Consider the following 26161-nt stretch of genomic DNA (forward strand, 5'->3'; position numbering starts at 1 on the left):
TCGCGGGCGATGACGGCGAGCGTGACGTATCGGATGGGCTCCGAACCCATCCCGCGCGCCAGACGGTATGGGCGCCTCCATCCTGCGGCGGAGCGCCGCTTGAAAAGCGGGGCTGTCCGGCGCAGCCGTCATTTGCGCGGCGTCTGTGTCGTGATAAAGGTCCGCGCCACTTTCCACGACCCGTTTCGCGCCTGATCCGCGCGACGCGACTGGGGCGGCCTCCGGCGGGCGGCGCCCGGACGCGACCGGCGTCACATTGAGGAGGCCTGGCATGGCGCGCATCGAAGACGTTCTTGCGCGGGAAGCGCTCACCTTCGACGACGTGCTGTTGCGCCCCGGCCTGTCGGAGGTGATGCCCGGCGAGGTGGACCTCCGCTCCCGCGTCACGAAGACCATCTCGCTCAACCTGCCGATTATCTCCTCCGCCATGGACACGGTGACCGAGGCCCGCATGGCCATCGCCATGGCCCAGGCCGGCGGCGTCGGCGTCATTCACCGCAATCTGGAGCCTGAGGAGCAGGCGGCCCATGTTCGGCAGGTGAAGAAGTTCGAGAGCGGCATGGTGGTGAACCCGGTCACCATCGCGCCCACCGCGACGCTGGCCGAAGCCTTCGAGCTGATGAAGCGCAACGGCATCTCCGGCATCCCGGTGGTGGAGGGCTCCAACGGCCGCTCCGGCAAGCTGGTCGGCATCCTGACCAACCGCGACGTGCGCTTCGCCACCAACATGCGCCAGCCCATCTCCGAGCTGATGACGAAGGACAACCTCGTCACCGTGCGGGACGGCGTGAGCCAGGACGAGGCCAAGCGCCTGCTGCACCAGCACCGCATCGAGAAGCTGCTGGTGGTGGACGACGCCTATCACTGCGTCGGCCTCGTCACGGTGAAGGACATCGAGAAGGCGGTCGCCAACCCCAACGCCAACAAGGACGCGCAGGGCCGCCTCAGGGTGGCCGCCGCCACCACCGTGGGCGACAAGGGCTACGCCCGCGCCGAAGCGCTGATCGACGCCGGCTGCGACCTGGTGGTGGTGGACACGGCCCACGGCCACTCCCAGCACGTGCTGGACGTGGTGGCCCGCATCAAGCGCATCTCCAACGAGGTTCAGATCGTGGCCGGCAACGTCGCCACCGGCGACGCCACCAAGGCGCTGATCGACGCCGGCGCGGATGCGGTCAAGGTCGGCATCGGGCCGGGCTCCATCTGCACCACCCGCATCGTGGCGGGCGTGGGCGTGCCCCAGCTCACCGCCATCATGGAGGCGGTGGAGGCGGCCAAGAAGGCCGACGTGCCGGTGATCGCCGACGGCGGCATCAAGTATTCGGGCGATCTGGCCAAGGCCATCGCCGCCGGCGCGGACGTGGCCATGGTGGGCTCGCTGCTCGCCGGCACCGACGAGAGCCCCGGCGAGGTGTTCCTGTGGCAGGGCCGCTCCTACAAGTCCTACCGCGGCATGGGCTCGGTGGGCGCGATGGCGCAGGGGTCCGCCGACCGCTACTTCCAGGCCGAGGTGAACGACCGGCTGAAGCTGGTGCCGGAAGGCATCGAGGGCCAGGTGCCCTACAAGGGCCCGGTCGGCGCGGTGCTGCACCAGCTCGCCGGCGGCCTGCGCGCCGCCATGGGCTATGTGGGCGCCGCCACCCTGCCGGACCTGCACGAGAAGGCCCAGTTCGTCCGCATCTCCGGCGCCTCGCTGCGCGAGAGCCACGTCCATGACGTGACCATCACCCGCGAGAGCCCGAACTACCCCAGCATGGTGTAAGCTCCCGAACCGAGAGGTTTCGGGAGGGAGCGCCATGGCGACCGGCATGATCCGCGACGTGGACGACGTCGCGGATCAGAAGACCCTGGAGACGGCAGCCGCCACGGGCCGCCCGCTCGATGCGACGGCGCGTGACTGGCAGCCCGGCGCGCGGCGCCCTTCGCCCGAGGAGAGGGTCGCGAGGGCGGATCGCGTCCGGGGCGATGACGCCGTCGCCGCTTGGCGCCGACCCCACTGATCTGGTCCGGGAAGAACGCGCGCGGCGATGAGCCTCGTCGTCGACGCCAGCCTCGTAAATCGTGTGGAACGTCATGAGAGCGTGTCTGGAAACACATGCAGACTGCGTCCCGCACGTTCGTCATGCCCGTATCCACGACTTACGGGTCGCGGACGCTTCGGCGTTCAGATCGTGGATGCGCCCGATGGCCAAGCTCGGGCATGACGGCGAGTGTCGATCTTCACCCGACCTCTTAGGCCTGCCCGTCGTTTCCGCTTTCGCATAAGGCTCCCCATGTCCATCGCCGCCATCCTCTCCCCGGTCTTCGCCCTCGTGGCGCTCGCCTTCGGCCTGCTGGTCTGGATGGGCGTGGCGCGCTGGGGGGCGGTGAAGGCGGGCGAGGTCCGGCCCACCGGCGGCTCCACCCGCGCCATCCCGTGGCCGAAAAAGGCTCAGGCGGTCAGCGACGCCTTCCACAACCAGCTCGAACTGCCGCAATTGTTCTACCTGCTGGTGGCGCTGGCGCTGATCACCCGCGCGGCGGATCTCATGTTCGTGCTGATGTCGTGGCTGTTCGTGGCCACCCGCTACGCCCACGCCTTCGTCCACACCGGCTCCAACGAGGTCCGGCTGCGCTTCCCGCTGTTCCTCGCCGGCGCGGTGATCCTCATCGCCATGTGGCTCCTGTTCGCGCTGCGCGTGTATCTGCTCTCCGCCTGAAAGCCCGATCCCATGACCCCTGCCGCCCACGCGCTCGCCGCCATCGAGGTTCTGGACGAGATCGCCGCCCGTCCCCGCCCTGCCGCGGAGGCTTTGAAGGACTGGGGCCGCAGCCACCGCTTCGCCGGCTCCGGCGACCGCGCCCGCATCGCGAGCCTCGTCTATGACGCGTTGCGCGCCCGCGCCTCGCTCGCCTGGCGCATGGGCGGCGACGGCGGCCGGGCGCTCGTGCTCGGCGCGCTGGCCTTCGTGCGCGGGGCGGAGCCGGACGCGCTGTCCGCGAGCTTCGCGGAGACGGCCCACGCGCCGGCGCCGCTGACGGAGGCCGAGCGCGCGGCGATCGCGAACGCCAGCCTCGACGGCGCCCCCGCCCATGTGCGCGGCGACTATCCCGAATGGCTCGACGCGCCCCTCGCCCGCGTGTTCGGCGACGAGCGCGCGGAAGAAGGCGCCGCGCTCGCCCAGCGCGCCCCGCTCGATCTCCGCGTCAACGCCCTGAAGGGCGACCGGGCCAAGGCCGACAAGGCGCTGGCCCATCTGAAGCCCTCCCCCACGCCGCTGTCGCCCTGGGGCCTGCGCGTGCCGCTCTCCGACGACGGCCGCGGCCCGCCGGTGCAGGCGGAGCCCGCCTTCCTCAAGGGCCTCGTCGAAGTGCAGGACGAAGGCTCCCAGCTCGCGGCGCTGATCGCGGCCGCCGGGCCCGGCCTGCAGGTGGTGGACCTCTGCGCCGGCGCGGGCGGCAAGACGCTGGCGCTCGCCGCCGCCATGGGCAATCGGGGCCAGCTCTACGCCTACGACGCCGACATCCGTCGCCTCGCGCCGCTGCATGAGCGGGCGGACCGCGCCGGCGTCCGCAACCTGCAGACCCGCGCGCCCAAGGGCGAGGCCGACGTGCTGGCGGACCTCGCCGGCCGCGCCGATCTGGTGCTGGTGGACGCGCCCTGCACCGGAACCGGCACCTGGCGCCGCAACCCGGACGCCAAATGGCGCATGCGCCCCGCAGCGCTTGAGCTGCGCAACGCCGAGCAGGACGAGGTGCTGGAGCGCGCGGCCGGGCTGGTGAAGCCCGGCGGCCGGCTGGTCTACGTCACCTGTTCGCTGCTGTCGGAGGAGAACGAGGACCGGGTCGCCGCCTTCCGCGCCCGCCATCCGGAGTTCGTCGCCGCGCCCGCGGCGGAGGCGGCGGTGGGGGCCGGCGCGCCCGCGCTCGCCGCCCACGCCAACGCCGCCGGCGACGCGCTGCTGCTCACGCCCCGACGGGCGGGAACCGACGGCTTCTTCGTGGCGACGCTGCGCCGGGCTTGACGCGCCTCGCCTCCGGTCCATCTGGCGTCATGAGGGACGGCGAGGCGGAGCCATGCACGCGATGAGCACCATTCTGAAGCTGATAGCGGTCATCGTGATCGCCGCGGTCGGCTACTGGTCATGGTACGCCTCCTATGGCCCCAACCCGGAGGAGCGCGTCGGCGCGGCGCTCACCCGATGGATGCCGGGGCCGCTGAAGGACTGGGGCTGCGGCCACCTGAACCAGCGCTTCGGCCCCCGCGCCCCGACCGAGTGCAGCCCGGTCGCGCCCCGGGACGGCACGCCGCTCTGATCTCCAGATCCGGCCTTACGCCGACGCGATCAAATTTCGCAGGCGCCATGCGCTGCGGACCGTTGCCCGCGAAGGCCCGTTCGGGCTAGTCAGGCGCATGACCGCAGACGCCGCCCACGACCGCATCCTCATCATCGATTTCGGGTCGCAGGTGACCCAGCTCATCGCGCGCCGCGTGCGCGAGGCGGGCGTCTACTGCGAGATCACCCCGTTCCAGAACGCCGCCGAGGTGTTTCCCACCTTCGGCGCCAAGGGCGTCATCCTGTCCGGCGGCCCGGCCTCGGTCGCGGATGTGGGCACGCCCCGCGCGCCCCAGGCGGTGTTCGAAAGCGGCCTGCCGGTGCTCGGCATCTGCTACGGCCAGATGACGCTGGCCGAGCAGCTCGGCGGCACGGTGGAGAGCGGCCATCACCGGGAGTTCGGCCGCGCCGACCTGAACGTGGTGGCGCCCTCGCGCCTGTTCACCGGCGTGTGGGAGGACAAGAGCCGCAACCAGGTGTGGATGAGCCACGGCGACCGCATCACCCAGATGCCGCAGGGCTTCCGCATCATCGGCATCTCGGAGAACGCGCCGTTCGCCGCCATCGCCGACGAGACCCGCAACTATTACGGCCTGATGTTCCATCCCGAGGTGGTGCACACCCCGGACGGGGCCAAGCTGCTGACCAACTTCGTGCGCGACATCTGCGGCTGCTCCGGCGACTGGAGCATGGCGGCCTATCGCGAGGAGGCGGTGGCCCGCATCCGCGCGCAGGTGGGCGACGGCCGGGTGATCTGCGGCCTGTCCGGCGGCGTCGATTCCGCGGTGGCGGCGGTGCTGATCCACGAGGCGATCGGCGACCAGCTCACCTGCGTGTTCGTGGACCACGGCCTGATGCGCCAGAACGAGGCGGAGGAGGTGGTGAGCCTGTTCCGCGGCCACTACAACATCCCGCTCGTGCATGTGGACGCGGGCGACACTTTCCTGTCCGCGCTCGCCGGGACCGACGACCCGGAGGTGAAGCGCAAGACCATCGGCCGCCTGTTCGTGGAGGTGTTCGAGCAGGAGGCGAAGAGGATCGGCGGCGCCGATTACCTCGCCCAGGGCACGCTCTATCCGGACGTGATCGAAAGCGTCTCCTTCACCGGCGGCCCCTCCGTCACTATCAAGTCGCACCACAATGTGGGCGGCCTGCCGGAGCGGATGAACATGAAGCTGGTGGAGCCGCTGCGCGAACTGTTCAAGGACGAGGTGCGGGCGCTCGGCCGCGAGCTCGGCCTGCCGGAGGCCTTCGTCGGCCGCCACCCCTTCCCCGGCCCCGGCCTCGCCATCCGCTGCCCCGGCGAGGTGACGCGCGACAAGCTCGACATCCTGCGCAAGGCCGACGCCATCTACCTGGACGAGATCCGCAAGGCGGGCCTCTACGACGTCATCTGGCAGGCCTTCGCGGTGCTGCTGCCGGTGAAGACGGTCGGCGTCATGGGCGACGGCCGCACCTATGAATACGTGCTGGCGCTGCGCGCGGTGACGTCGGTCGACGGCATGACGGCGGACTTCTACCCCTACGACATGAACTTCCTCGGCCGCGCCGCGACCCGCATCATCAACGAGGTCCGCGGCGTAAACCGCGTCGTCTACGACGTCACCTCGAAGCCGCCCGGCACGATCGAGTGGGAGTGAGCGATAATTGTAACATATTGATTTTGCTTGGTAAATTTTGAAGAAACGATCACTTATCCTGCATCGTCAATGGCATTTTTCATGATGTCGGGATGGCATGCGATTGAAACAGTCGCCGATACCATGAAGCGGAGTCTGGCTCGATCATGGTATCGAGTTCCGGAACCGAAGCGTCATAACCGCTCATAGCAGCCCCTATTGCCTCATTTCTTGAGGGCCAGTGGATCGTTACTGGTAGGATTACACGCACCCCAGTCCAGACACATCACAAGGCACAGCCGCGCAAACTGCTCTGCAAGCACACGGGTTGATGACCAGTCATTGCCGATCTTGTCGTTGGTACCGTGGATCGTGCGGCTTCTGCCCGAGCTGTAAATTTCTTGTACAGCGTCGTGCATGGTTGGGCCATCTTTGCGGATCGGCTTGTCGTCCTGCATGCCCAACCGGGCGCGGATTAGACTTCTGATTCCGGTTGACTTGCCGCCACTCGCGAGAGCGTCGAGGCATGCCGAGAACTTCACCACTGCCATCAGATCCACCTCATCGCGGCACCCCTCATGGAACCACAACAGCGCCTGTGCAAAGGTATTCATGAGCGTCGGACGAACGACCTTCCCATCGGGCGAGAGGTAATAAGCGATTGCCTCGCCCACCACGTCAAAGTCATCGCGGTGCTTAGTCAATTCTTTCGCCCAGTTTTCAGGACTGATGGTCGGACCATGCGGCAGGCCCATCAGGTTGCCGCCAGATAGCGTTTTGACCTTCGGTTTGAACACCAGAGAGCGCTGGCGGCGAACTGACGGATCAACGAGCAGCCGAAACCCATCGAGCGCTTTGGAGGATACGGCCCAGCGCAGGGCAATACCTGTCATTGCAAGGCGTGCAGCCGTCTGCGCTTTAAGGCGCCCGGCTTCGGAGGCGAGCCCTTCGGTGCGAACGCTGCACACGTAAGGACACTTGCCGACTGCATCTAGAATATCCCGCTCTCGTAAGGAATCGACCGATGTCTTGCGCTTACGCAGTTTGTTACCAGACCAGACGCGCGTGACACGCTGTGCGGTGGTCTTGGTGACATCGCATTCGGAAAGCTTGCGCGAGAGCCACGCTAAACGCGGCTCAAACTGCACTGGACCAATCGAAAACAGTGCGACCTCAAAGTTGCCAAAAAGGGTGCAGCCGAACACATGCTCGGCGGAGCCGTATGTCTTGGCAGGTTTACTGACGGCCGCGCGGATGGCAGCGATAACAGTGCGGGCATTCTCCTGCCGATCGTCATCGAGATCGATCAGCATTAGTGCTGGGCCGAAGGCGCTCCGTACCATCCAGTTCCATTCTTTATCGGTATGAGTGCGGCTTAGGACTGGATCGCTGCGCTTGAGTTCCCGGGAAGAAAGCTCGATCAGCCGCTCCATCTCTCGCGTCGTCATGAGGAAGCGGTCATTGCCGACGGCAATCTGCCCCGGAAACGAGAATCCTTCCTCATCCGGATCCGGTATCGATCCGGATGCTTGCACGCGGGTTAGTTCCGTGATCAATGCCTCTACATGCGATTCCAGTGTCGCCATGGATAAGCCCCTTCGACGTAAGTCTAGCACAGTCGCAGCCGAGGGAGACGCACCGCTAAAGGCGGCTGCAATCAGTTGCTGTTCGGCAGGTCGATGTGATCGACATTTGGCCAGCGTTCGACGACAGCATCCATGAGCGCGTCGCGGTCATCTATCGGGCCGATTATACCGAGGGTTTCGTTAGAATCGCGGGCGATAGTGTACAGGCCGGCGTCTTCGATGACGATTTCAAGATTCGGCCGGGTCATGGTCGGCCCTCGTTCAATGGGAGACGGGGGACATCCTAAGCTCCGTGCAATGGAGATTGCATTAAATTGCGTAAGACAGGCCCGATAAGATCAAAGACAACGGCACCAAATTTCGCAGCAGCTAGTGAAGGCTCTCAGTCATGGCATTTTTCATGATATCAACCTATGCCGCGCTTTCAGATTATTGAAATATAAGGTGTTTTAGGCGGTTTAATATTCGAGTGGGAGTGATCTAAGGTCGTTTCAGACCCTTCCTCTCCGTGCCGGAAGTCGCACGATCCCTTTGTTTAGCAAGGATTATCTTTCTTATCCCGCATCGCTGCACGTCACCCCGACCCAGCCACTTTGTTGGTAGCGATGTTGGTATGGCGCAGCATGGTCGAGAAACGGGCTTCGCCACCAACAACTGGCCGCCCTCCGATCGAGCAGTCCTGGCGCAATGTTCGTTCATGAGCGCCGCTGACGCGATGGTCGGCGGGGTTGGGACGGGTTGCGCAGCCGGCCACAGCGTGGTTTCGGGCGCGGGCGGCCTGCAGCCGGGCGCCGGAGTGCGGGCGGAGGACGTTGTGACGCCGTCTCAAGCTTTCGATCACGGCCTTCGCTTCGCAAGGCCTTCGCGCGTGAACTGGCTGCGCCGACCCTCGGTTCGGCGATCACGTTGAGCATCCTGAACGTGCGGCCGGCAAGGGGCCGATCCTCGACGACGTCGCAGGACCAGACGTGGTTCGGCCGATCCGGCCGCAGCCGGACGAACAAGCCGTCGTTGAGCCACAGCCGCCCGCGCCCGTGCCGCTTCTGCGGAACCTTCAGCCCCTCCCGCCGCCCGATCCGCTCGACGCGCGTCAGGTTCACGACCCGGCCGGCGGAGCGCGGCAGGGCCGCGATCCGCTGGTAGTCGTGAGCCGCCATACTGGACGGCGAGCGCAACGATGTCGCTGCTCCTCCGGCAGCGGTCCTTCGGTTCGGCGGTCAGCGCCGCCTCGCCATCCCTGCGCATGGCGATCTGCGCGCGGCGCCCGCCAACTGGCCCCGGACGCGCCTGATGATCCTGACGACGGCCTACGACGAGGCTTTCAGCGTCGCTGGCTTCGGCCCCTGGTTCGCACAGGCCTCATCCACGAGGCCGGCTTGGCCGAACGATGCGCGGCTCCATGGCGTGCGAAAAACTGCGTCGCGCAGGCCAGCCCAGATCGGACGCACGACCCGCGAGATCACGTCGATCACAGGGCGCAAGAGCGTCAAAGAGATCGAGAGGCACGCCGCTGAGGCCGATCAAAGGCGGCTTGCCAAAGGCCGAGGTCGCGCGGACGGAGAAACCTTTCGGGGCAGAACTTCCCAAACCCAAAAAAAATCTAGCGATATAAATACCTTACGTGGCGAGATGGCGTCCCGGAAGGGATTCGAACCCCTGACCTACGGTTTAGGAAACCGTTGCTCTATCCTGCTGAGCTACCGGGACATGGCGTCGACGGCCTTTGACGGACGTTCAAGCCTCCATCGCCGCTTTATGCGCCAAGGCGGGGGCGTCGATCAAGCGAAAGCGGGCGTCGGGCGGCCGGATCGCGGACCGCGCCGGCCACCTCCTGCAGGCGCTTCGCAGTGGCGAAGATAGGCGTTGAAGCGCGGCCCCGGGGCGTCTAATCGCAGGCGCCTGACGCCGCCTTGCGCGGCGAGACCCGGAACGCCCCCATGGACGCCACCCAGAAAATCGCCCTCGGCAGCATCGTCGTGGGCGTCGCCGTTCTGGCCCTCAAATCGGTCGCCTATCTGCTCACCGGCTCGGTCGCGCTCTATTCGGACGCCGCCGAAAGCGTGGTCAACGTGGCGGCGGCCATCGGCGCCTTCGTGGCGGTCCGCGTGTCCGCGACGCCGCCGGACCGCAACCACCCTTACGGCCACCACAAGGCGGAATACGTCTCGGCCGTGGTCGAGGGCGCGCTGATCATCGTGGCCGCCGGCGCGATCCTCAACGAGGCCTGGGGCGCGTTCCAGAACCCGCGCACGTTCGAGCTGACGCCCGCTGGCCTCGCCGCCAGCCTCGCGGCGAGCGGCGTCAACGCCGGCTGGTGCCTGCTGCTGCTGCGCCGCGGACGGGCCCTGCGCTCGCCGGCGCTGGTGGCGGACGGAAAGCACCTGCTGTCCGACGTGGTGTCCTCGGTCGGCGTGCTGGTCGGCATCGCCGCCGCGCTGTTCTTCCGCCAGCCGTGGCTCGACCCGGCGATCGCCTGCGTCGTCGCCGTCAACGTGCTGTGGTCCGGCGCGCAGCTGGTGCGCTCCTCCGTGGGCGGGCTGATGGACGAGGCCGCCCACGACGACACGGTCGCCCTCATCAAGGCGGTGATCGCCGCCAACGCCGAGGGCGCGATCGAGGCCCACGACCTCCGCACCCGGCAGGCGGGACGCCTCACCTTCGTGGATTTCCATCTGGTCGTGTCCGGCGACATGAGCGTCACCGAGGCCCACGACATTTGCGACCGGGTGGAGCGCGCCCTGCACGCGGAGGACGCCGACATCATCGTCACCATCCACGTGGAGCCGGACAGCAAGGCGAAGCACGCCGGCATCGTGGTGCTGTGAACCGGACTTAACCGCCCGTCCACCCTGACGGCCGACCATGGCCGGGTGAGAGCTTCGATCCCCTCCCCCGCGCCCCGCCGCCGGAGCGTCGCCGCGCTGCTGATCGCCTGCGCGCCCGCGCCCGCCATGGCGGGCGCGCCCTGCCGGCTCGAGATTGCGCCCGAACCCATCGTGGCGCTGCGCGCGATCGACGGCGACACGCTGGCGCTTCAGGACGGGCGCGAGGCGCGGCTGGCGGGCGTGATCGCGCCAAAGCCGCCGCTGTCGGTTGCGCCCGCCGGGGTCTGGCCGCAGGCGGACGAGGCCCGCGCCGCGCTCGACCGCGCCGCCGCCGGCCGCGCCCTCGCCTTCCGGCCCGCGGACAAGCCGGACCGCCACGGCCGGCTCCTGGGCTACGTGGCCGACCCGGCCGTCCCCGACCACGCAGGCGTCGCGACCGCGCTGCTGGAGCAGGGCCGCCTGCGGGTGGACGCCAGCCGAGCCGGGCGTGGCTGCGACGCCACGCTGCGGGCCGCGGAGGCGTCCGCGCGCCGCCAACGCCTTGGTTTATGGGCGCATTCGTACTACGAGGTTCGGCAGGCGGCCGATGGCGCGGGGTTTCCCGCCGACGGCCGGTTCGAGGTGGCCGAAGGCCGCGTGGCGAGCGTGCGGACCTCCGGCGGCCGGGTTTACGTGAATTTCGGACGGCGCTGGCGGGACGCGCTTTCGCTCTCCATATCCGAACCGGCGCTCCGCCGGCTCGGGGGACGAACCGCTCTCGGGCTGGAGCCGGGCGCGTGGCTCAGGGTGCGGGGCGTCGTTCTGCGGGGCGCCGCGGGCCCGACGATACGGATCGACGAGGCCGCCCAGATCGAGCGGATCGACGCGCCGGAGGCCGAATGATGGGAGTTCGCTGCGGCATGGGGAGGTTCGGTCGGCGCATCGTGACGATCGCCTGCGCCGCGGCCCTGCTCGCGGGCTGCAGCAGCATCCAGCCGGACAGGCATGCGGCCCAGCCGACCCCGATCGTGCCGCCCGCGGCGCCGAAGTCGGTCGGCCAGCCGAGCGCGGTGACGCAGGAGCAGGCCCGCATCGCCGCGGCCTATGGCGGCGTCTATCAGCAGCCCCAGCTCACCGCGCTGCTGAACAGCATCGCCGACCGGCTCGCCGCCGCGTCCGATCGGCCCGACCTGCGCTACAAGGTGACCCTGCTCAACTCGCCGCTGATCAACGCCTTCGCGCTGCCGAACGGCAGCCTCTACGTCACCCGAGGCCTGCTGGCGGTGGCGAACGACACGTCCGAGGTCGCCGGCGTGCTGGCCCATGAGATGGCGCATGTGACCGCGCGCCACGCCTTCCAGCGCGCCGACGAGGAGCGCAAGGCGGTGCTCGTGAGCAAGGTGGTCTCCGACGTGCTGGAGAACCGGGAGGCGGGCGCCGTGGCGCTGGCCAAGAGCCGGCTGTCGCTGGCGAGCTTCTCCCGCGCCCAGGAGCTGGAGGCCGACCGCATCGGCGTGCAGAACATCGCCCGCGCCGGCTTCGACCCTTACGGCGCGTCGCGCTTCCTGCTCTCCATGGGCCGGCAGACGGAGCTGCGCAGCGCAGCCCTCGGGCAGAAGCCGTCCCAGCCGGGGCTCGACTTCCTGTCCACGCATCCCTCCACGCCCGAGCGGGTGCAGCTCGCCGTCACATCCGCCCGCCAGATCGGCGCGCCGGGGCTCGGCGAGCGCGACCGGGACCGCTACCTCACGGCGCTGAACGGCATCGTCTACGGCGACGACCCGGCGCAGGGCTACGCCCGCGGACGGCGCTTCCTGCACCCCAGACTGGGCTTCACCTTCCTTGCGCCCGAGGGCTTCACCTTCGAGAACGGGGCGGAGGCGCTGCTGGGCGTCGCGCCGGACGGGCGGGCGCTGCGCCTCGACGCCGCCCGGCTCGCCTCCGGCCGCACGCTCGACGGCTACATCCAGGAGGGCTGGATCGAGGGGGCGGAGCCCGGCCCGGTCGAGCGGCTGGAGGTGAACGGCATGGAGGCCGTCACCATCGTCGCCAAGGGGCGGGACTGGACCTTCCGGTTCGTGGCGATCCGGTTCGGCGACGACGTCTACCGCCTGATCTTCGCCGCGCGCGAGCTGACGCCGGAGATCGACGACGGCTTCCGCGCCTCGCTGCAGTCGTTCCGTCGGCTGTCCGCGAGCGAGATCGAGAGCGCGCAGCCTTTGCGCGTGGCGACCGAGACCGTCCGCCCGGGCGACACCGACGCCGCCTTCGCCGCCCGCATGGCGCTCACCGACCGCGCCGTGGAGCGCTTCGCCGTGCTCAATGGCCTCGCCCCCGGCGAACCGCTGCAGCCGGGCTACAAGGTCAAGGTGATCAGGGAGTGACGGCGAGGCGCTCCTTGCGCGCCGCCTCCCACACCTCCCACGCCGCGTCGATGTTGAGCGCCGCGATCGCGAGGCCGACCACCAGATCGGGCCAGATCGACGGCCAGGCGAGCGTGACGACGCCCGCGGCCATGATCGCCAGATTGGCGAAGGCGTCGTTGCGGGCGGACAGGAAAGCGGCGCGGGTCAGGCTGCCGCTCGCCGCGCGGAAGCGCGCCAGCAGCAGGGCGCAGGTCAGATTGACGCCGAGCGCGCCCAGCGCGACCGCCGACAGCGCCACGGCGTCCGGCGGCGTCGGGTCCACGATTTGGTCCCAGGCGGTCCAGACGGTGGCTGCGACCGGCGCGATCAGGATCAGCGCCAGCAGCGCCCCGACCCGCGCGCGGGCTCTGAGCGACCAGCCCAGCGCCAGCAGGATCAGCAGGTTGACGGAGGCGTCCTCCAGGAAATCCATGCTGTCCGCGAACAGCGCGACCGAGCCCAGCGCCAGCGCGGCCCAGAACTCCACCCCGAAATAGCCGAGGTTGAGCGCCGCCACCGTCCCGACGGTGCGGCGCAGGCCGGGCGGCGGAGCGCCGTCATGGGGAGAGGACGCGTTCGTCACTTCCGCCTCCCTCGCCCCGTTCAGCCTGCCCGGCCGCGCGTCAGTACAGCCCGCCCGTGCCGGAGCGGATGGCCCGGTCCGCCTCGGGCGTCACCATCTCCGGACGGCTGCCGCCGGCCTGCCCGATGATGGAGTAGCTGTCCGGCGGCGCGGTGCCCGGCTTGAACGCCTCGAGGATCATCTTCGGATCGCCGGCGGACGCCCGCATGCCCGTGGACGGGTTGATGCGGATCAGCTTGATGCCGGGCGGCACGCGGAACGGCACCGGCGGCTTGTCGGCGAGCGCGGCCTTCATGAACTCGGTGAACACGGGCGCCGCCACCGTGCCGCCGGTCTCCCCGTCGCCCATGGAGCGCGGCTTGTCGTAGCCGAGATAGACGCCCACGGTCAGGTCCGGCGAGAAGCCCACGAACCAGGCGTCCTTGTAGTCGTTGGTGGTGCCGGTCTTGCCGGCGATCGGCTTGCCGACCGCCTTCACGCTGGTGGCGGTGCCGCGCAGCACCACCCCCTCCATCATGGAGGTGATCTGGTAGGCCGTCATCGGATCGATCACCTGCTCGCGGTGGTCGACCAGCTTCGGCTCGTCCTGATGGCGCCACTCGCCGCCGTTGCAGCCGATGCATTCGCGATCGTCGTGGCGGTAGATGGTCTTGCCGGTGCGGTCCTGGATGCGGTCGATCACGGTGGGGGTGATCTTCTTCCCGCCGTTGGCGAACATGGAATAGGCCGCGGTCATGCGCAGCACCGTGGTCTCGCCGGCGCCGAGCGACATGGACAGATACGGCGGCAGGTCGTCGATCACCCCGAAGCGGCGGGCGTATTCCGAGATCAGCGGCATGCCCATGTCCTGCGCCAGACGCACGGTCATGACGTTGCGCGACTTCTCGATGCCGAAGCGCAGGGTCTGCGGGCCATAGAACTTCTTGGCGTAGTTCTCCGGCCGCCACACGCCCACGCCCGCGCCCTGATTGATCTCGATCGCCGCGTCCAGCACCACGCTGGACGGGGTGTAGCCGTTGTCGAGCGCCGCGGCGTAGATGAACGGCTTGAACGAGGAGCCCGGCTGCCGCAGCGCCTGGGTGGCGCGGTTGAACTGGCTCTCATCGTAGGAGAAGCCGCCCGCGAGCGCCAGCACGCGGCCGGTGTAGGGCTCCATCACCACCAGACCGCCGGAGATGTCCGGCACCTGTCGCAGGCGGTACTCCGAGCCGCCCGATTTCAGCGGCTCCACATAGACCACGTCGCCGGCCTTCAGCACCTGCGACACGGTCTTGACCGCGCGGCCGCGCTCCGGGCCGGCGGCCCAGCGGGCCCAGCGCACGCCCTCGAGCGGAATGACGCCGGTGCTGCGCTCGCGCAGCACCGCGCCGGCCTTGTCGCGGCCGGGCTGCAGGCCGATGGTCGCCTGCGCGGCGGTGGCGCTCAGCACCACGGCGAGCCGCCACGGCTGGATGTCGCCATAGGCCGGGATGTCCGCCAGCGCGAGGCCCCAGTCGCCCGCCACCTCGATTTCCCGCTCCGGCCCGCGCCAGCCGCGCTGCTGGTCGAAGGCCACCAGACCGTCGCCCAGGGCCTTACGGGCGAGCACCTGCATCTTGGGATCGAGCGTGGTGCGGACGGAGAGCCCGCCCTCGTAGAGGCGTTTCTCGCCGTACTTCTCGTAAACGACGCGGCGCACTTCCTCGTTGAAGTACTCGCTCGCCACCAGCTGCGTGCCGGTCGGCCGCGGATTGACGTCGATCGGCTCCTTCTTCGCCGCCGCGCCCTCCTCCGCCGTGGCGTAGCCGTTCTCCACGATGCGGTCGATCACCCAGTTGCGGCGCTCCATGGCGCGCTCCGGGTAGCGGAACGGATGATAGTTGTTCGGCGCCTTCGGCAGCGCGGCCAGATAGGCGGCTTCCGCCAGCGTCAGCTCGTTGACCGACTTGTCGAAATAGACCAGCGAGGCCGCGCCCACGCCGTAGGCGCCCATGCCGAGGTAGATCTCGTTGAGATAGAGCTCGAGGATCCGGTCCTTGGAGTAGGTCTGCTCGATGCGCAGCGACAGGAGCGCTTCCTTGATCTTGCGCTCCATGGAGGTCTCGTTGGTCAGCAGGAAGTTCTTCGCCACCTGCTGGGTGATGGTGGACGCGCCCTGAGGCCGCCGGCCCTGGTTCTGGATGTTGGTCAGCATGGCGCGGGCGATGCCGAAAAAGTCCAGTCCGCCATGGCTGTAGAAGGTTTTGTCCTCAGCCGATATGAACGCGGTTGTCAGCCGCTTCGGCATGGCCTGGATCGGCAGGAACAGCCGGCGCTCCTTGGCGTATTCGGCGATGAGGCGGCCGTCGCTGGCGTGCAGCCGCGTCATGATCGGCGGCTCGTAATTGGCGAGATGCTCGTAGTCCGGGAGTTCGCGTCCGTAGCTCCAGGCGAAATAGCCCGCCACGGCCGCGCCGCAGAGCGCGACGATCGTGCCGGCGGCGAACAGGAAACCGAGGAACCGGACCAGCAGACGCATCAGGGATTCGTTCCGTTTCCGATGGCCTTTGAGCGCCGCGCGCGTCCGGCTCCAAGCCAAACGCGCCTTTACACGACGCCCCATCGCCTGCGCCGCCTGTCTCCATACCGGGATCGGGGGCTTTTGTGGAGATTGTACGGCGCGAACCGGCTGGCGCTAATTCAGGCGCCCGGGTGAGCCCGCGGCGACACGGGTCTCGAAATAGCCGTCCACGGCCTTCGCCACGGCGTCGGTGGCCTTGTCGCGCCACGCCTCCGACATGAGCTGCTTCGCGTCCTCCTTGCTCGACAGATAGCCGAGCTCCAGCAGGACCGAGGGCACGTCGGGCGCCTTCAGCACCCGGAAGCCCGCGGAGCGCAGCGGATTCTTGTTCAGCGTGGCCGCGGTCTTGAGATCCTTCACCAGCCGGCGGGCGAAATCGGCGGTGAAGCCGCGGGTTTCCCGCATGGTCAGATCGAACAGGATGCCCGCCACCTCGTCCGGCTCGTCGGACAGGTCGAGGCCCGCGATAAGGTCGGCGCGATTCTCCTTCTCCGCCAGCCGCTCCGCCTCCCTGTCCGAGGCCTTGTCGGACAGGGTGTAGACGGTGGCGCCGCGCACCCCGAACGGATTGGACAGCGTGTCGGCGTGGATCGAGATCATCAACGCCGCGGCGTGCTCCCGCGCCACCTTCACCCGGTCGGGAAGCGAGATGAAGCTGTCGTCGTCGCGGGTGAGCACCACCTTGCGCTCGCCGGACGCCTCCAGCTTCTCCTTCAGCCGTCGGGCGAAGGCGAGCACGATGTCCTTCTCGGAGACGTCGCCGGGGCCGGCCGCGCCGGGATCCACGCCGCCATGGCCCGGGTCGATCACCACGATCGGCAGGCCGTGCGCCGTCTCGACCTTTGGCGCGGGCGTCGCGCCGGTGATGTCCTGGGCCGGCGCCTGGGCGATGGTCCGCAGGAAGCTCTTGCGGTCGGTGGGCGTAAGGTCCAGCACCAGCCGGGCCGGCTGGCCCTCCACCGGCTCCAGCACGAAGGCCTTGTCGATGGCGACCGGGCGGATCACGTCCACCACGATCCGCGAGCGGCCCGGCGCGAACATGCCGTAGCGGTAGGCGGCGATCAGCCCCCGCCCCTGCTCGCCCGCCTTCTCCGGCAGCCGGAACGTGACCTCGGGCAGGTCGATGACGACGCGGTAGGGGTCGGCCAGCGCGAAGGCGCGGATCGGGGTCGCGGCGGTGAGGTCGATCACCAGCCGGGTGCGCTCGTCGTCGCCCGCGAGCCGGCCGTCGGTCGCCACCGGCGTCGCCCGCGCTCCCGCCTCCCCGGCGCGCGCGGGCGCGCCGGTCCAGAGGCCGCCGGCGACGGCCAGCGCGAGGATCAGCAGGCGAATCATGACAGCCGGACGCCTCCCTGCGACGGTGGAGCAGCCGAGTGGGTTTACGGAATTAGCCGCTTCGGGTTAACCCGCCCCTAAGCATGGCCCGGCCGGCGATCCGCGTCTGTGGCTTTCACGGCACGTCCCGCAGGCGCCTCCCGCGTAGCGCTGCACAGCGATCGTGCTTGTCAATACGCCGCAGCGTCCGCTAAGAGACATTCGCTCACGTCGTGGTGGGGCGAATCTTTCCCGTGCTACCGGGTCTGGCGTCGCCGTCCGCGACTGTCGAAACGTCGCTTTGCGCGGCGGCCGCGTTTCGCTCCCTGAACATAGGGGAGCGCGCCTTGCGCCAGCCACGAGCGATGTCCGCCGCCCACCGCGCATGCGTCGGCGGCGTGCGGCGCGCCTTACTCGATGGCGTTCCGGTTTCGTCAGATCGACGTCGTGGGCCTCCGGAGCCTTGGGCTCCGGGGTTCGCCGCTTGTTTCACGCGCGCCGGGCGCTTCGTCCTGCGCGACCAGATTTGCGAGGTCCGACGGAGAATGCGCACGGCGATCACCGCCGCTTCCGCGTCATCCCGGATCTCGATCCGCCGGGCTCCCCGGCCTGCGTCCAGCTTCCATCGTCCGACCGCCGCCTGTCAGGCGCCGGCCGGGCGTCGGTCGCCGGACCGCTCCCCCCTCCCCATCCCTGCAGCCGGACGCGCCCGCCGCGTCCTGAGCGCGCCCGCCCCGTCGCCTGCGACGGACGCCGGGCCGCCCGGCCGCACACATCAAGAGTTCCGTTCATGGCCAACAAGATGCTCATCGACGCCACGCATCCCGAGGAGACTCGGGTCGTGGTCGTTCGAGGCTCCCGGGTCGAAGAGTTCGATTTCGAGAGCGCCAACCGCAAGCAGCTCCGCGGGAACATCTATCTCGCGAAGGTGACGCGGGTCGAACCGTCGCTTCAGGCGGCGTTCGTCGAATACGGCGGCAACCGCCACGGCTTCCTCGCCTTCAGCGAGATCCACCCCGACTATTACCAGATCCCGGTCGCCGACCGTCAGGCGCTCCTCGCCGAAGAAGAGAAGGCGCACGCCGCCGAAGAGGACGGCGAGAAGGCCGAAGAGACCGAGAAGCCCGCGGGCGGCCGTCGCCGCCGCGGCCGCGCGCGTCCCAAGGCCGCCCCGGCGGACGAGAACGACGCCGTCTCCGCCGACGCCCCCGAGACCACCGGCGACGACGCCGAGGCCGCGCCGTCCTCCGCGGAGGCTGCGGTCGAGGAGCATGTGGCCGAGCAGGAGGCCAAGGCCGACGGCGACCATGACGAGGAGGACCATCCGGTCGAGTCCATCGGCGCGGGCGACGCGCTGGAGGACCTGCCGGAGCGCAAGCCCCGCCACGTCCGCTCCTACAAGATCCAGGAGGTCATCAAGCGCCGCCAGGTGCTGCTGGTGCAGGTCGTCAAGGAGGAGCGCGGCAACAAGGGCGCGGCGCTGACCACCTACCTGTCGCTCGCCGGCCGCTATTCGGTGCTGATGCCCAACACCGCCCGCGGCGGCGGCATCTCCCGCAAGATCACCTCGGCCCAGGACCGCAAGCGCCTCAAGGAGGTCGCCTCCGACCTGGAGGTGCCGGAGGGCATGGGCGTCATCCTGCGCACCGCCGGCGCCAACCGCACCAAGCCCGAGATCAAGCGCGACTTCGAATATCTGATGCGCCTGTGGGAGACCGTGCGCGACCTGACGCTGAAGTCGTCGGCGCCGACGCTGGTCTATGAGGAAGGCTCGCTGATCAAGCGCTCCATCCGCGACCTCTACAACAAGGACATCGACGAGGTTCTGGTCGCGGGCGACGAGGGCTACCGCGAGGCCAAGGACTTCATGCGCATGCTCATGCCGAGCCATGCCAAGATCGTCCAGCCCTACCGCGACAGCCAGCCGCTGTTCTCCAAGTCCGGCGTGGAGGCCCAGCTCGACGCCATGTTCTCGAACGTGGTGACGCTGAAGTCCGGCGGCTACATCGTCATCAACCAGACGGAAGCCCTGGTCGCGATCGACGTGAACTCGGGCCGCTCCACCCGCGAGCACAACATCGAGGACACCGCGCTCCGCACCAATCTGGAGGCGGCCGAGGAGGTCTCCCGCCAGTTGCGCCTGCGCGACCTCGCCGGCCTCATCGTCATCGATTTCATCGACATGGACGAGAGCCGCAACAACCGCGCGGTCGAGAAGAAGCTCAAGGACTGCCTGAAGGACGACCGCGCCCGCATCCAGCTCGGCCGCATCTCGCACTTCGGCCTGATGGAGATGTCGCGCCAGCGCATCCGCACCGGCGTGCTGGAAAGCTCCAGCGAGGTCTGCCCGACCTGCAGCGGCGTCGGCACCGTGCGCGCCGTGCCCTCCGTCGCGCTGCACGTGCTGCGCATGGTGGAGGAGGCGCTGCGCAAGGACGCCTCGCGCAACGTTCTGGTCAAGACCCGCAACGAGGTGGCGCTCTACATCCTCAACCAGAAGCGCGCCCATCTGCGCGAGATCGAGACCCGGTTCGGGGTCGAGATCCTGTTCGCGCCGGAAGGCCATCTGCCCACCGGCCAGCATCTGATCATCGAGCGCACCGAGCCCGCCTCCGGCGAGCCGCGGGCGATCGCGACCCAGGTGCGCGTGGACAGCATCGAGCCGGAAGAGCCCGACGTGGCGTCCGAGGACGAGGAGGTCGCCGAGACCCCCGCGCCGGAGGCCCGCGCCGAGCGCGGCGGCGAGGACGAGGAACGCGCCGAGGGCGGCTCCCGCCGGCGCCGGCGTCGCCGCAAGCGTCGCGGCGGCGGAGGCGAGCCGAACGGCGCCGAAGCGCAGGACGACGGCGACGACGCGGACGGCGAGACGACCGACGCGGTCGCCGACGCGGAGGCCCCGGCCGAGCCGAAGCCGGACGTCGCCGCCGAGGACGTGGCCGAACCCGTCGCGGCTGAGGCGGACTCCGGCGACGACGCGTCCGAGGACGGCGGCAAGCGCCGCCGCCGCGGCCGGCGCGGCGGACGCCGCAGCCGCAAGGACGTGGAGGCCGGCGAGAGCGCCGAGGCCTCGACCCCGGACGAGGCGGACGCCGCGGCGTCCGACGTCGCCGCCGCCCAGGCGGACGTGGAGCTGGCCCCGGCCCCGGTGAACTCGCCGGAGCCGGAAGCGGCGCCCGAGGCGCCCGCCCCGGTCGAGGCCACCCTCGTCACCCCCGAGGGCCCGCAGGACGCGCCCGTCGCCGAGCCGGCGCCGCAGGCCGAAGAGGCTGCGGACGCTGCGGAAACCGTGGACGCCAGCGGCGACGACGCCGCGCCGCGCCGCACCCCGGAGCTGGAGGCCGTCGCCGAAGATCCGGCGCGTCCCCGCCGCACCGGCTGGTGGAGCCGCCGCTCGGGCGAAGACTGACCCGGATCGGAGGAGCCGCGCTCAGGCGCGGCCCCTCCGGACCAGGACCCGAAACGAAAAACGCCCGGCCAAGCCGGGCGTTTTTGCATGGGAAGGCGCGGGCAAGCCCTTGGGCGTCACTCGCCGAGCGTCGGCCCCTGGGGCGCCTCGGGGCGGGCGCCGCCTTTGCAGTCGATCAGCCACACGTCGTAGATCGGGTGCTCGACGCTGGAGAGCCCGGGGCTCGACGCGAACATCCAGCCCGAGAAGATGCGGCGCTGCTCGTTCTTCAGCGACAGCTCATCCACGTCCACATAGGAGGTGGTGTTGGGCTGCTCGGTGGGCGGGCGGGTGTAGCACACGTGCGGCGTCACCTTCAGCGCGCCGAAGGCCACCGTCTTCTCGATCGGCACGTCGAATTCGGTGATGCGGCCGGTGATCTTGTCGAGGCCGTTGAACACCGCCACCGGATTTTCGATCCGGGGCGTGGGCGCGATCACCTCCCCCTGCCCGCTTCTCGGCGCGGGGGCCACGCTGGTGCCGGGGTTCTGGGCGAGGGCCGCGGCGGGCGCGAGCAGGGTCGCCGCCAGAGCGGCGGCGGGCGGCAGACGGCGGACGGCGCGCACGATCGGACTGATTCCCCGGCTGAAACGTGTGAGCGCGACGTAACGCCCGAAATCCGGCCGTCTCAAGACGCGAATGGAGCGACGCCCGTCAGGCGCCCGGCGTCCAGGCCTCGTAATCGCCGGTCGCGGCCGGGCGACGACGCTCGGGCGACAGCGCGGAGCCCTTGGGCCGGTAGGCCTGCGCCGTGCCGGTCCCGTTGGCGCGGTGCGGCTTCTGCCAGGAGCGCGGGGCATAGGATTCATCGACCGGGGGCGTGTCGACGGTGTGGTGCATCCAGCCGTGCCAGCCGGTGGGAATGGCGGAGGCCTCGGCGTAGCCGGAATATACCACCCAGCGGCGCTCGGTCCCGAAGGCGGCGTTCTTCTCCGGGTCGTTCTTCAGCCGGTAGTAGCGGTTGCCGAACTCGTCCTCGCCCACGAACTCCCCGCCGCGCGACAGGGCGAAGCGGGTGCCGACGGTCGCGCCGTTCCACCAGGTGAAGATGTCGGTCAGGACGCTCATCAGGGACATGGGACGCAGGAGCCTCCGTCGCGCGGGACACGCGAGAGGTATGGTCTCCCCGCGCCGCGATGTCCAGCCGCATGCGCCGCGCGGGTGAAAAACAGGCTGTCCCCGCTCTTGTCCACACCGCCGGCCGGAGCCGCGCAGGCGCGGGAACCCCTTCGGCGCGCACGGCTTTCCCGCCCCGAAACCACCGCCCGTCAACCTTTCATTCACGACTCTCCGACACCATATCTAGTGTCACGACCGTGGCGGATGCGCCATGGATAGTGTGAATAAGGATCGGGAGGCGCAAATCCCGGCTCGACCGGGACCCGCGACTCGCGTTAGCTTTCACTCCCGCCGAACGAGGGCCAAGAGGGCTCCTTCGGCGGACAAGATCAGTCCGACACCGGATGGCCCCGCCTTCCGTTCGCATTCGCGCAGGCCCCCTTTGCGCGGAAACGCACCCTTGCGCGTTGGCTGGACGAGCCTTTCCGCGCAGCAGACGCTCTGGAGCTTCGGGACCCATGCGGATCGAACGCCGTTACACCACCGCCGGCCGCTCTCCTTACGCGGACATCGCCTTCCGCAAGGCGACCAGCGAGATCCGCAACCCGGACGGCTCCGTGGTGTTCCGCGCCGCCGACATCGACGTGCCGGAGGCCTGGAGCCAGGTGGCGGTCGACATCCTTGCGCAGAAGTATTTCCGCAAGGCGGGCGTGCCGGCCAAGCTGAAGCCGGTGGAGGAGAACACGGTCCCGTCCTGGCTGTGGCGCTCGGTCGCCGATCAGGACGCCCTCGCCGTCCTTCCCGAGGCCGAGCGCTTCGGCGGCGAGCGCGACGCCCGGCAGGTGTTCGACCGGCTGGCCGGCGCCTGGACCTACTGGGGCTGGACCCATCGCTATTTCGACGGCGAGGAGGACGCGCGCGCCTTCTTCGACGAGCTGGCCTACATGCTCGCCACCCAGAAGGCCGCGCCGAACTCGCCGCAGTGGTTCAACACCGGCCTGCACTGGGCCTATGGCGTCGACGGCCCGAGCCAGGGCCACTTCTACGCCGACCACCGCACCGGCGAGGTGCGCGCCTCCGAGAGCGCCTATGAGCGGCCGCAGCCCCACGCCTGCTTCATCCAGGGCGTCTCCGACGATCTCGTGAACGACGGCGGCATCATGGACCTGTGGGTGCGCGAGGCGCGCCTGTTCAAATACGGCTCCGGCACCGGCTCCAACTTCAGCCAGCTCCGCGGCGAAGGCGAGCGGCTGTCCGGCGGCGGACGCTCGTCCGGCCTGATGTCGTTCCTGAAGATCGGCGACCGCGCCGCCGGCGCCATCAAGTCCGGCGGCACCACCCGCCGCGCCGCCAAGATGGTGGTGGTGGACGCCGACCATCCGGACATCGAGGCTTACGTCTCCTGGAAGGTGAAGGAGGAGCAGAAGGTCGCGGCCCTTGTCACCGGCTCGAAGGTGGTGAAGAAGCACCTCGCCGCCATCCTGAAGGCCTGCGTCAACTGCGACGGCCCCGACGGCGACTGCTCCAACCCGGAGAAGAACCCGGCGCTGAAGCGCGAGGTGAAGCTCGCCCGCAAGGCGCAGGTGGCCGACAGCCTGATCAAGCGCGTGCTGCAGCAGGCGGCGCAAGGGGTGACCGAGCTCGACTTCGACACCTACACCACCGACTGGGACGGCGAGGCCTATCTCACCGTCGCGGGGCAGAACTCCAACAACTCCGTGCGCGTGACGGACGACTTCCTGCGCGCCGTGGAGCAGGACGGCGACTGGAGCCTCATCGGCCGCACCACCGGCAAGGTGACCAAGACGCTGAAGGCGCGCGGGCTGTGGGACCAGGTGTCCTACGCCGCCTGGGCCTGCGCCGATCCCGGCATCCAGTTCCACTCCACCATCAACGACTGGCACACCTGCCCGGCCTCGGGCCCGATCCGCGCGTCGAACCCGTGCTCGGAGTACATGTTCCTCGACGACACGGCCTGCAATCTGGCGTCGCTGAACCTGCTGCAGTTCCGCCGCGCCGATAAGAGCTTCGACGTGGAGGCCTACGCCCACGCCTGCCGGCTGTGGACCGTGGTGCTCGAGATCTCGGTGCTGATGGCGCAGTTCCCGTCGCGCCAGATCGCGGCGCTCTCCTGGCGCTACCGCACGCTCGGCCTCGGCTACGCCAACATCGGCGGCCTGCTGATGTCGTCAGGCGTCGCCTACGATTCGGAATCCGCCCGCGGGCTCTGCGCCGCGCTGTCGGCGCTGATGACCGGCGTCGCCTACGCCACCTCCGCCGAGATGGCGGGCGAACTGGGCGCCTTCGAGGGCTATCCGGAAAACCGCGACCACATGCTGCGGGTGATCCGCAACCACGCCCGCGCCGCCCGCGGCGAGGCCGGCGGCTATGAAGGCCTCGCCACCCTCCCCGTGCCGCTCGACGCCGCCTCCTGCCTGGACCAGTCCATCGTCTCGGCCGCCTGCGCCGCGTGGGAGCGCGCGCTGACGCTGGGCGAAGCCAACGGCTTCCGCAACGCGCAGGTCTCGGTGATCGCGCCCACCGGCACCATCGGCCTGGTGATGGACTGCGACACCACCGGCATCGAGCCCGACTTCGCGCTGGTGAAGTTCAAGAAGCTCGCCGGCGGCGGCTACTTCAAGATCATCAACCGCGCCGTGCCCGAGGCGCTGCGGGCGCTGGGCTACGCCGAGCACCAGATCGCCGAGATCGAGGCCTACGCGGTCGGCCATGGCTCGCTGGCCCAGGCCCCCGCCATCAACCCGGCGACGCTGTCCGCCAGGGGCTTCCCCACCGAGGCCATCAAGGCGCTGGAGGCGGCCGCCAAGTCCGCCTTCGACGTCAAGTTCATCTTCAACAAGTGGACGCTGGGCGAGGCGCTGCTCACCGGCCCGCTGAAGGTTCCGGCCGAGAAGCTGAACGACCCCGCCTTCGATCTGCTCGCCCATCTCGGCTTCTCCAAGGCCGACGTGGAGGCCGCCAACACCCATGTGTGCGGCGCCATGACGGTGGAGGGCGCGCCGCATCTGAGGGCAGAGCACTATCCGGTGTTCGATTGCGCCAACCCGTGCGGCCGCACCGGCAAGCGCTTCCTGTCGGTGGAGAGCCACATCCGCATGATGGCGGCGGCGCAGCCCTTCATCTCGGGCGCGATCTCCAAGACCATCAACATGCCGAACGACGCCACGGTGGAGGACTGCTCCGCGGCCTACATGCTGTCGTGGAAGCTGGCGCTGAAGGCCAACGCGCTCTACCGCGACGGCTCCAAGCTCAGCCAGCCGCTCAGCGCGCAGCTGATCTCCGACGCGGACGAGGACGACGACGCCCTCGAGCAGCTGGTGGCCTCCCCCGCCGCCGCCCGCACCGCCCAGGTGATCGAGAAGATCGTGGAGCGGGTGCAGGTGATCCGCGAGCGCGAGAAGCTGCCGGGCCGCCGCAAGGGCTACACCCAGAAGGCCATCGTCGGCGGCCACAAGGTGTACCTGCGCACCGGCGAGTATGACGACGGCCGCATCGGCGAGATCTTCATCGACATGCACAAGGAAGGCGCGGCCTTCCGCTCGGTGATGAACAACTTCGCCATCGCGGTGTCGCTCGGCCTGCAGTACGGCGTGCCGCTGGAGGAGTATGTGGAGGCCTTCACCTTCACCCGCTTCGAGCCGGCCGGCTTCGTGCAGGGCAACGACACCATCAAGAACGCGACCTCGATCCTGGACTACGTGTTCCGCGAGCTCGCGATCTCCTATCTGTCCCGCTACGACCTCGCCCATGTGGACCCGTCGGAGATCGCGCCCGACGCGATCGGCTCCGGCGTGAACCAGGACAAGGCCCCGGCCCCCGCGCCGGTGTCCAAGGGTCTTCTGCGCGGACGCCAGCTCGCGGCCATTCCCGGCGGCTCCGCGGAGCCCAAGGGCTCGGCCTCGAACGTGACCGCCATCGGCGGCGCCCGCCCCGCGACCACGGCGCTTGGCGTCCAAGGCGCGACCGCGTTCAAGCGCGAGCTTGCGCCCGCGCCCGAACCCGCCGCCGAACTCGGCCACCTGGCCTGGGAGGCGCCCGCGCCGGCCCCCGCCGCCAAGACCGCCGACGACCGCCGCGCCGAGGCCCGCCTGAAGGGCTACGAGGGCGAAAACTGCTCCGAATGCGGCAACTTCACCATGGTCCGCAACGGCACCTGCCTGAAATGCGACACCTGCGGCTCCACAAGCGGGTGCTCGTGATGACGGGACGGCTGATGACCATCCCAAAAGGGTGACATCCATCGCAAAAGACTGTCGCGGCGAACCCCATAAAGGTGTCGCGTCAGCCAGAGACTGAGGAACTACCTCGGGTTGTGCCGGGCGGTCTTTTAGGCCGCCCGGATAACCCTGAAGGAACATAATAGAAACGTCACTTGGGGGAGCGGTGTGCTAGGCTCAGGACTTATTAATTTGGATTGAAACGTGATTCAGAGTCTCGATTGAGGGAGGCTCTGGTGGGTGATTTGTTTTT

General features: G+C 69.2%; 18 protein-coding genes, 1 tRNA gene and 1 pseudogene. 11 read left to right on the plus strand and 9 right to left on the minus strand.

Annotation, left to right across the window (positions count from 1 at the left end; genetic code table 11):
- The first annotated feature begins 271 nt into the window (after positions 1–271).
- The 6 genes from guaB to guaA all read left to right on the plus strand — a co-directional run bounded on the left by guaB (position 272) and on the right by guaA (position 5956).
- Complete coding sequence (guaB, locus tag PKE85_RS06875; RefSeq protein WP_271204032.1) at positions 272–1762, plus strand: IMP dehydrogenase; 1491 nt, start codon at positions 272–274, stop codon at positions 1760–1762.
- A gap of 34 nt (positions 1763–1796) precedes the next feature.
- A complete protein-coding gene (locus PKE85_RS06880) occupies positions 1797–2000 on the plus strand; it encodes a hypothetical protein (RefSeq protein ID WP_271204033.1) in 204 nt (67 codons plus the stop codon).
- 273 nt (positions 2001–2273) lie between these two features.
- Entirely contained in the window at positions 2274–2699 is a 426-nt protein-coding gene (locus PKE85_RS06885; protein WP_271204034.1) for an MAPEG family protein, read from the plus strand.
- A 12-nt stretch (positions 2700–2711) separates the two neighbouring features.
- The gene (locus PKE85_RS06890; protein ID WP_271204035.1) at positions 2712–4004 is read left to right on the plus strand and encodes an RsmB/NOP family class I SAM-dependent RNA methyltransferase; all 1293 of its coding nucleotides are present in this window, start codon (positions 2712–2714) and stop codon (positions 4002–4004) included.
- A 61-nt stretch (positions 4005–4065) separates the two neighbouring features.
- On the plus strand, positions 4066–4296 hold the full coding sequence (locus PKE85_RS06895) for a hypothetical protein (protein ID WP_271204036.1): 231 nt from the start codon (positions 4066–4068) through the stop codon (positions 4294–4296).
- A 97-nt stretch (positions 4297–4393) separates the two neighbouring features.
- Positions 4394–5956, plus strand: a complete 1563-nt coding sequence (gene guaA, locus PKE85_RS06900) for a glutamine-hydrolyzing GMP synthase (protein WP_271204037.1) — start codon at positions 4394–4396, stop codon at positions 5954–5956.
- Between the two features lie 203 nt (positions 5957–6159).
- On the opposite strand, the gene PKE85_RS06905 is transcribed toward guaA, so the two are convergent.
- The 4 genes and pseudogenes from PKE85_RS06905 to PKE85_RS06920 all read right to left on the minus strand — a co-directional run bounded on the left by PKE85_RS06905 (position 6160) and on the right by PKE85_RS06920 (position 9228).
- Complete coding sequence (locus PKE85_RS06905; protein ID WP_271204038.1) at positions 6160–7521, minus strand: hypothetical protein; 1362 nt, start codon at positions 7519–7521, stop codon at positions 6160–6162.
- A 71-nt stretch (positions 7522–7592) separates the two neighbouring features.
- Entirely contained in the window at positions 7593–7769 is a 177-nt protein-coding gene (locus tag PKE85_RS06910; RefSeq protein ID WP_271204039.1) for a hypothetical protein, read from the minus strand.
- Positions 7770–8414: 645 nt separating this feature from the next.
- Positions 8415–8757 (minus strand): annotated as a pseudogene (locus PKE85_RS06915) (IS3 family transposase); the annotation flags it as partial.
- 394 nt (positions 8758–9151) lie between these two features.
- Positions 9152–9228 (minus strand) — tRNA-Arg (locus PKE85_RS06920).
- A gap of 230 nt (positions 9229–9458) precedes the next feature.
- Here PKE85_RS06920 and PKE85_RS06925 point away from each other — a divergent pair.
- Genes PKE85_RS06925 through PKE85_RS06935 form a run of 3 tightly spaced genes read left to right on the plus strand, consistent with a single transcriptional unit; the run spans position 9459 to position 12709 of the window.
- Positions 9459–10346 (plus strand): cation diffusion facilitator family transporter, encoded by an 888-nt coding sequence (locus PKE85_RS06925; RefSeq protein ID WP_271204040.1) that lies wholly within the window; start codon positions 9459–9461, stop codon positions 10344–10346.
- Positions 10347–10391: 45 nt separating this feature from the next.
- A complete protein-coding gene (locus PKE85_RS06930; protein WP_271204041.1) occupies positions 10392–11228 on the plus strand; it encodes a thermonuclease family protein in 837 nt (278 codons plus the stop codon).
- Positions 11225–12709: a M48 family metalloprotease gene (locus tag PKE85_RS06935; RefSeq protein WP_271204042.1), complete on the plus strand. Its 1485-nt coding sequence runs from the start codon at positions 11225–11227 to the stop codon at positions 12707–12709. Before PKE85_RS06930 ends, PKE85_RS06935 begins: the two co-directional genes overlap by 4 nt.
- On the opposite strand, the gene PKE85_RS06940 is transcribed toward PKE85_RS06935, so the two are convergent.
- The 3 genes from PKE85_RS06940 to PKE85_RS06950 form a co-directional block, all read right to left on the minus strand.
- Positions 12699–13313, minus strand: a complete 615-nt coding sequence (locus PKE85_RS06940) for a cation efflux transmembrane domain-containing protein (protein ID WP_271204043.1) — start codon at positions 13311–13313, stop codon at positions 12699–12701. The genes PKE85_RS06935 and PKE85_RS06940 overlap by 11 nt on opposite strands.
- Positions 13314–13353: 40 nt before the next feature.
- A complete protein-coding gene (locus PKE85_RS06945) occupies positions 13354–15810 on the minus strand; it encodes a penicillin-binding protein 1A (protein WP_271204044.1) in 2457 nt (818 codons plus the stop codon).
- A gap of 156 nt (positions 15811–15966) precedes the next feature.
- Positions 15967–17187, minus strand: a complete 1221-nt coding sequence (locus PKE85_RS06950) for an N-acetylmuramoyl-L-alanine amidase (RefSeq protein ID WP_271204045.1) — start codon at positions 17185–17187, stop codon at positions 15967–15969.
- A 769-nt stretch (positions 17188–17956) separates the two neighbouring features.
- On the opposite strand from PKE85_RS06950, the gene PKE85_RS06955 reads away from it, so the two are divergent.
- The gene (locus PKE85_RS06955) at positions 17957–20572 is read left to right on the plus strand and encodes an Rne/Rng family ribonuclease (RefSeq protein ID WP_271204046.1); all 2616 of its coding nucleotides are present in this window, start codon (positions 17957–17959) and stop codon (positions 20570–20572) included.
- Between the two features lie 116 nt (positions 20573–20688).
- On the opposite strand, the gene PKE85_RS06960 is transcribed toward PKE85_RS06955, so the two are convergent.
- Positions 20689–21177, minus strand: a complete 489-nt coding sequence (locus tag PKE85_RS06960) for a DUF2155 domain-containing protein (RefSeq protein ID WP_271204047.1) — start codon at positions 21175–21177, stop codon at positions 20689–20691.
- Positions 21178–21265: 88 nt separating this feature from the next.
- Complete coding sequence (locus PKE85_RS06965) at positions 21266–21688, minus strand: NADH:ubiquinone oxidoreductase subunit NDUFA12 (RefSeq protein WP_271204048.1); 423 nt, start codon at positions 21686–21688, stop codon at positions 21266–21268.
- 500 nt (positions 21689–22188) lie between these two features.
- Between PKE85_RS06965 and PKE85_RS06970 the strand changes: the two genes are divergently transcribed.
- The gene (locus tag PKE85_RS06970) at positions 22189–25890 is read left to right on the plus strand and encodes a vitamin B12-dependent ribonucleotide reductase (protein ID WP_271204049.1); all 3702 of its coding nucleotides are present in this window, start codon (positions 22189–22191) and stop codon (positions 25888–25890) included.
- Positions 25891–26161: the final 271 nt, after the last annotated feature.

Source organism: Methylopila jiangsuensis (genome assembly GCF_027922305.1).
Lineage (GTDB): Bacteria > Pseudomonadota > Alphaproteobacteria > Rhizobiales > Methylopilaceae > Methylopila > Methylopila jiangsuensis.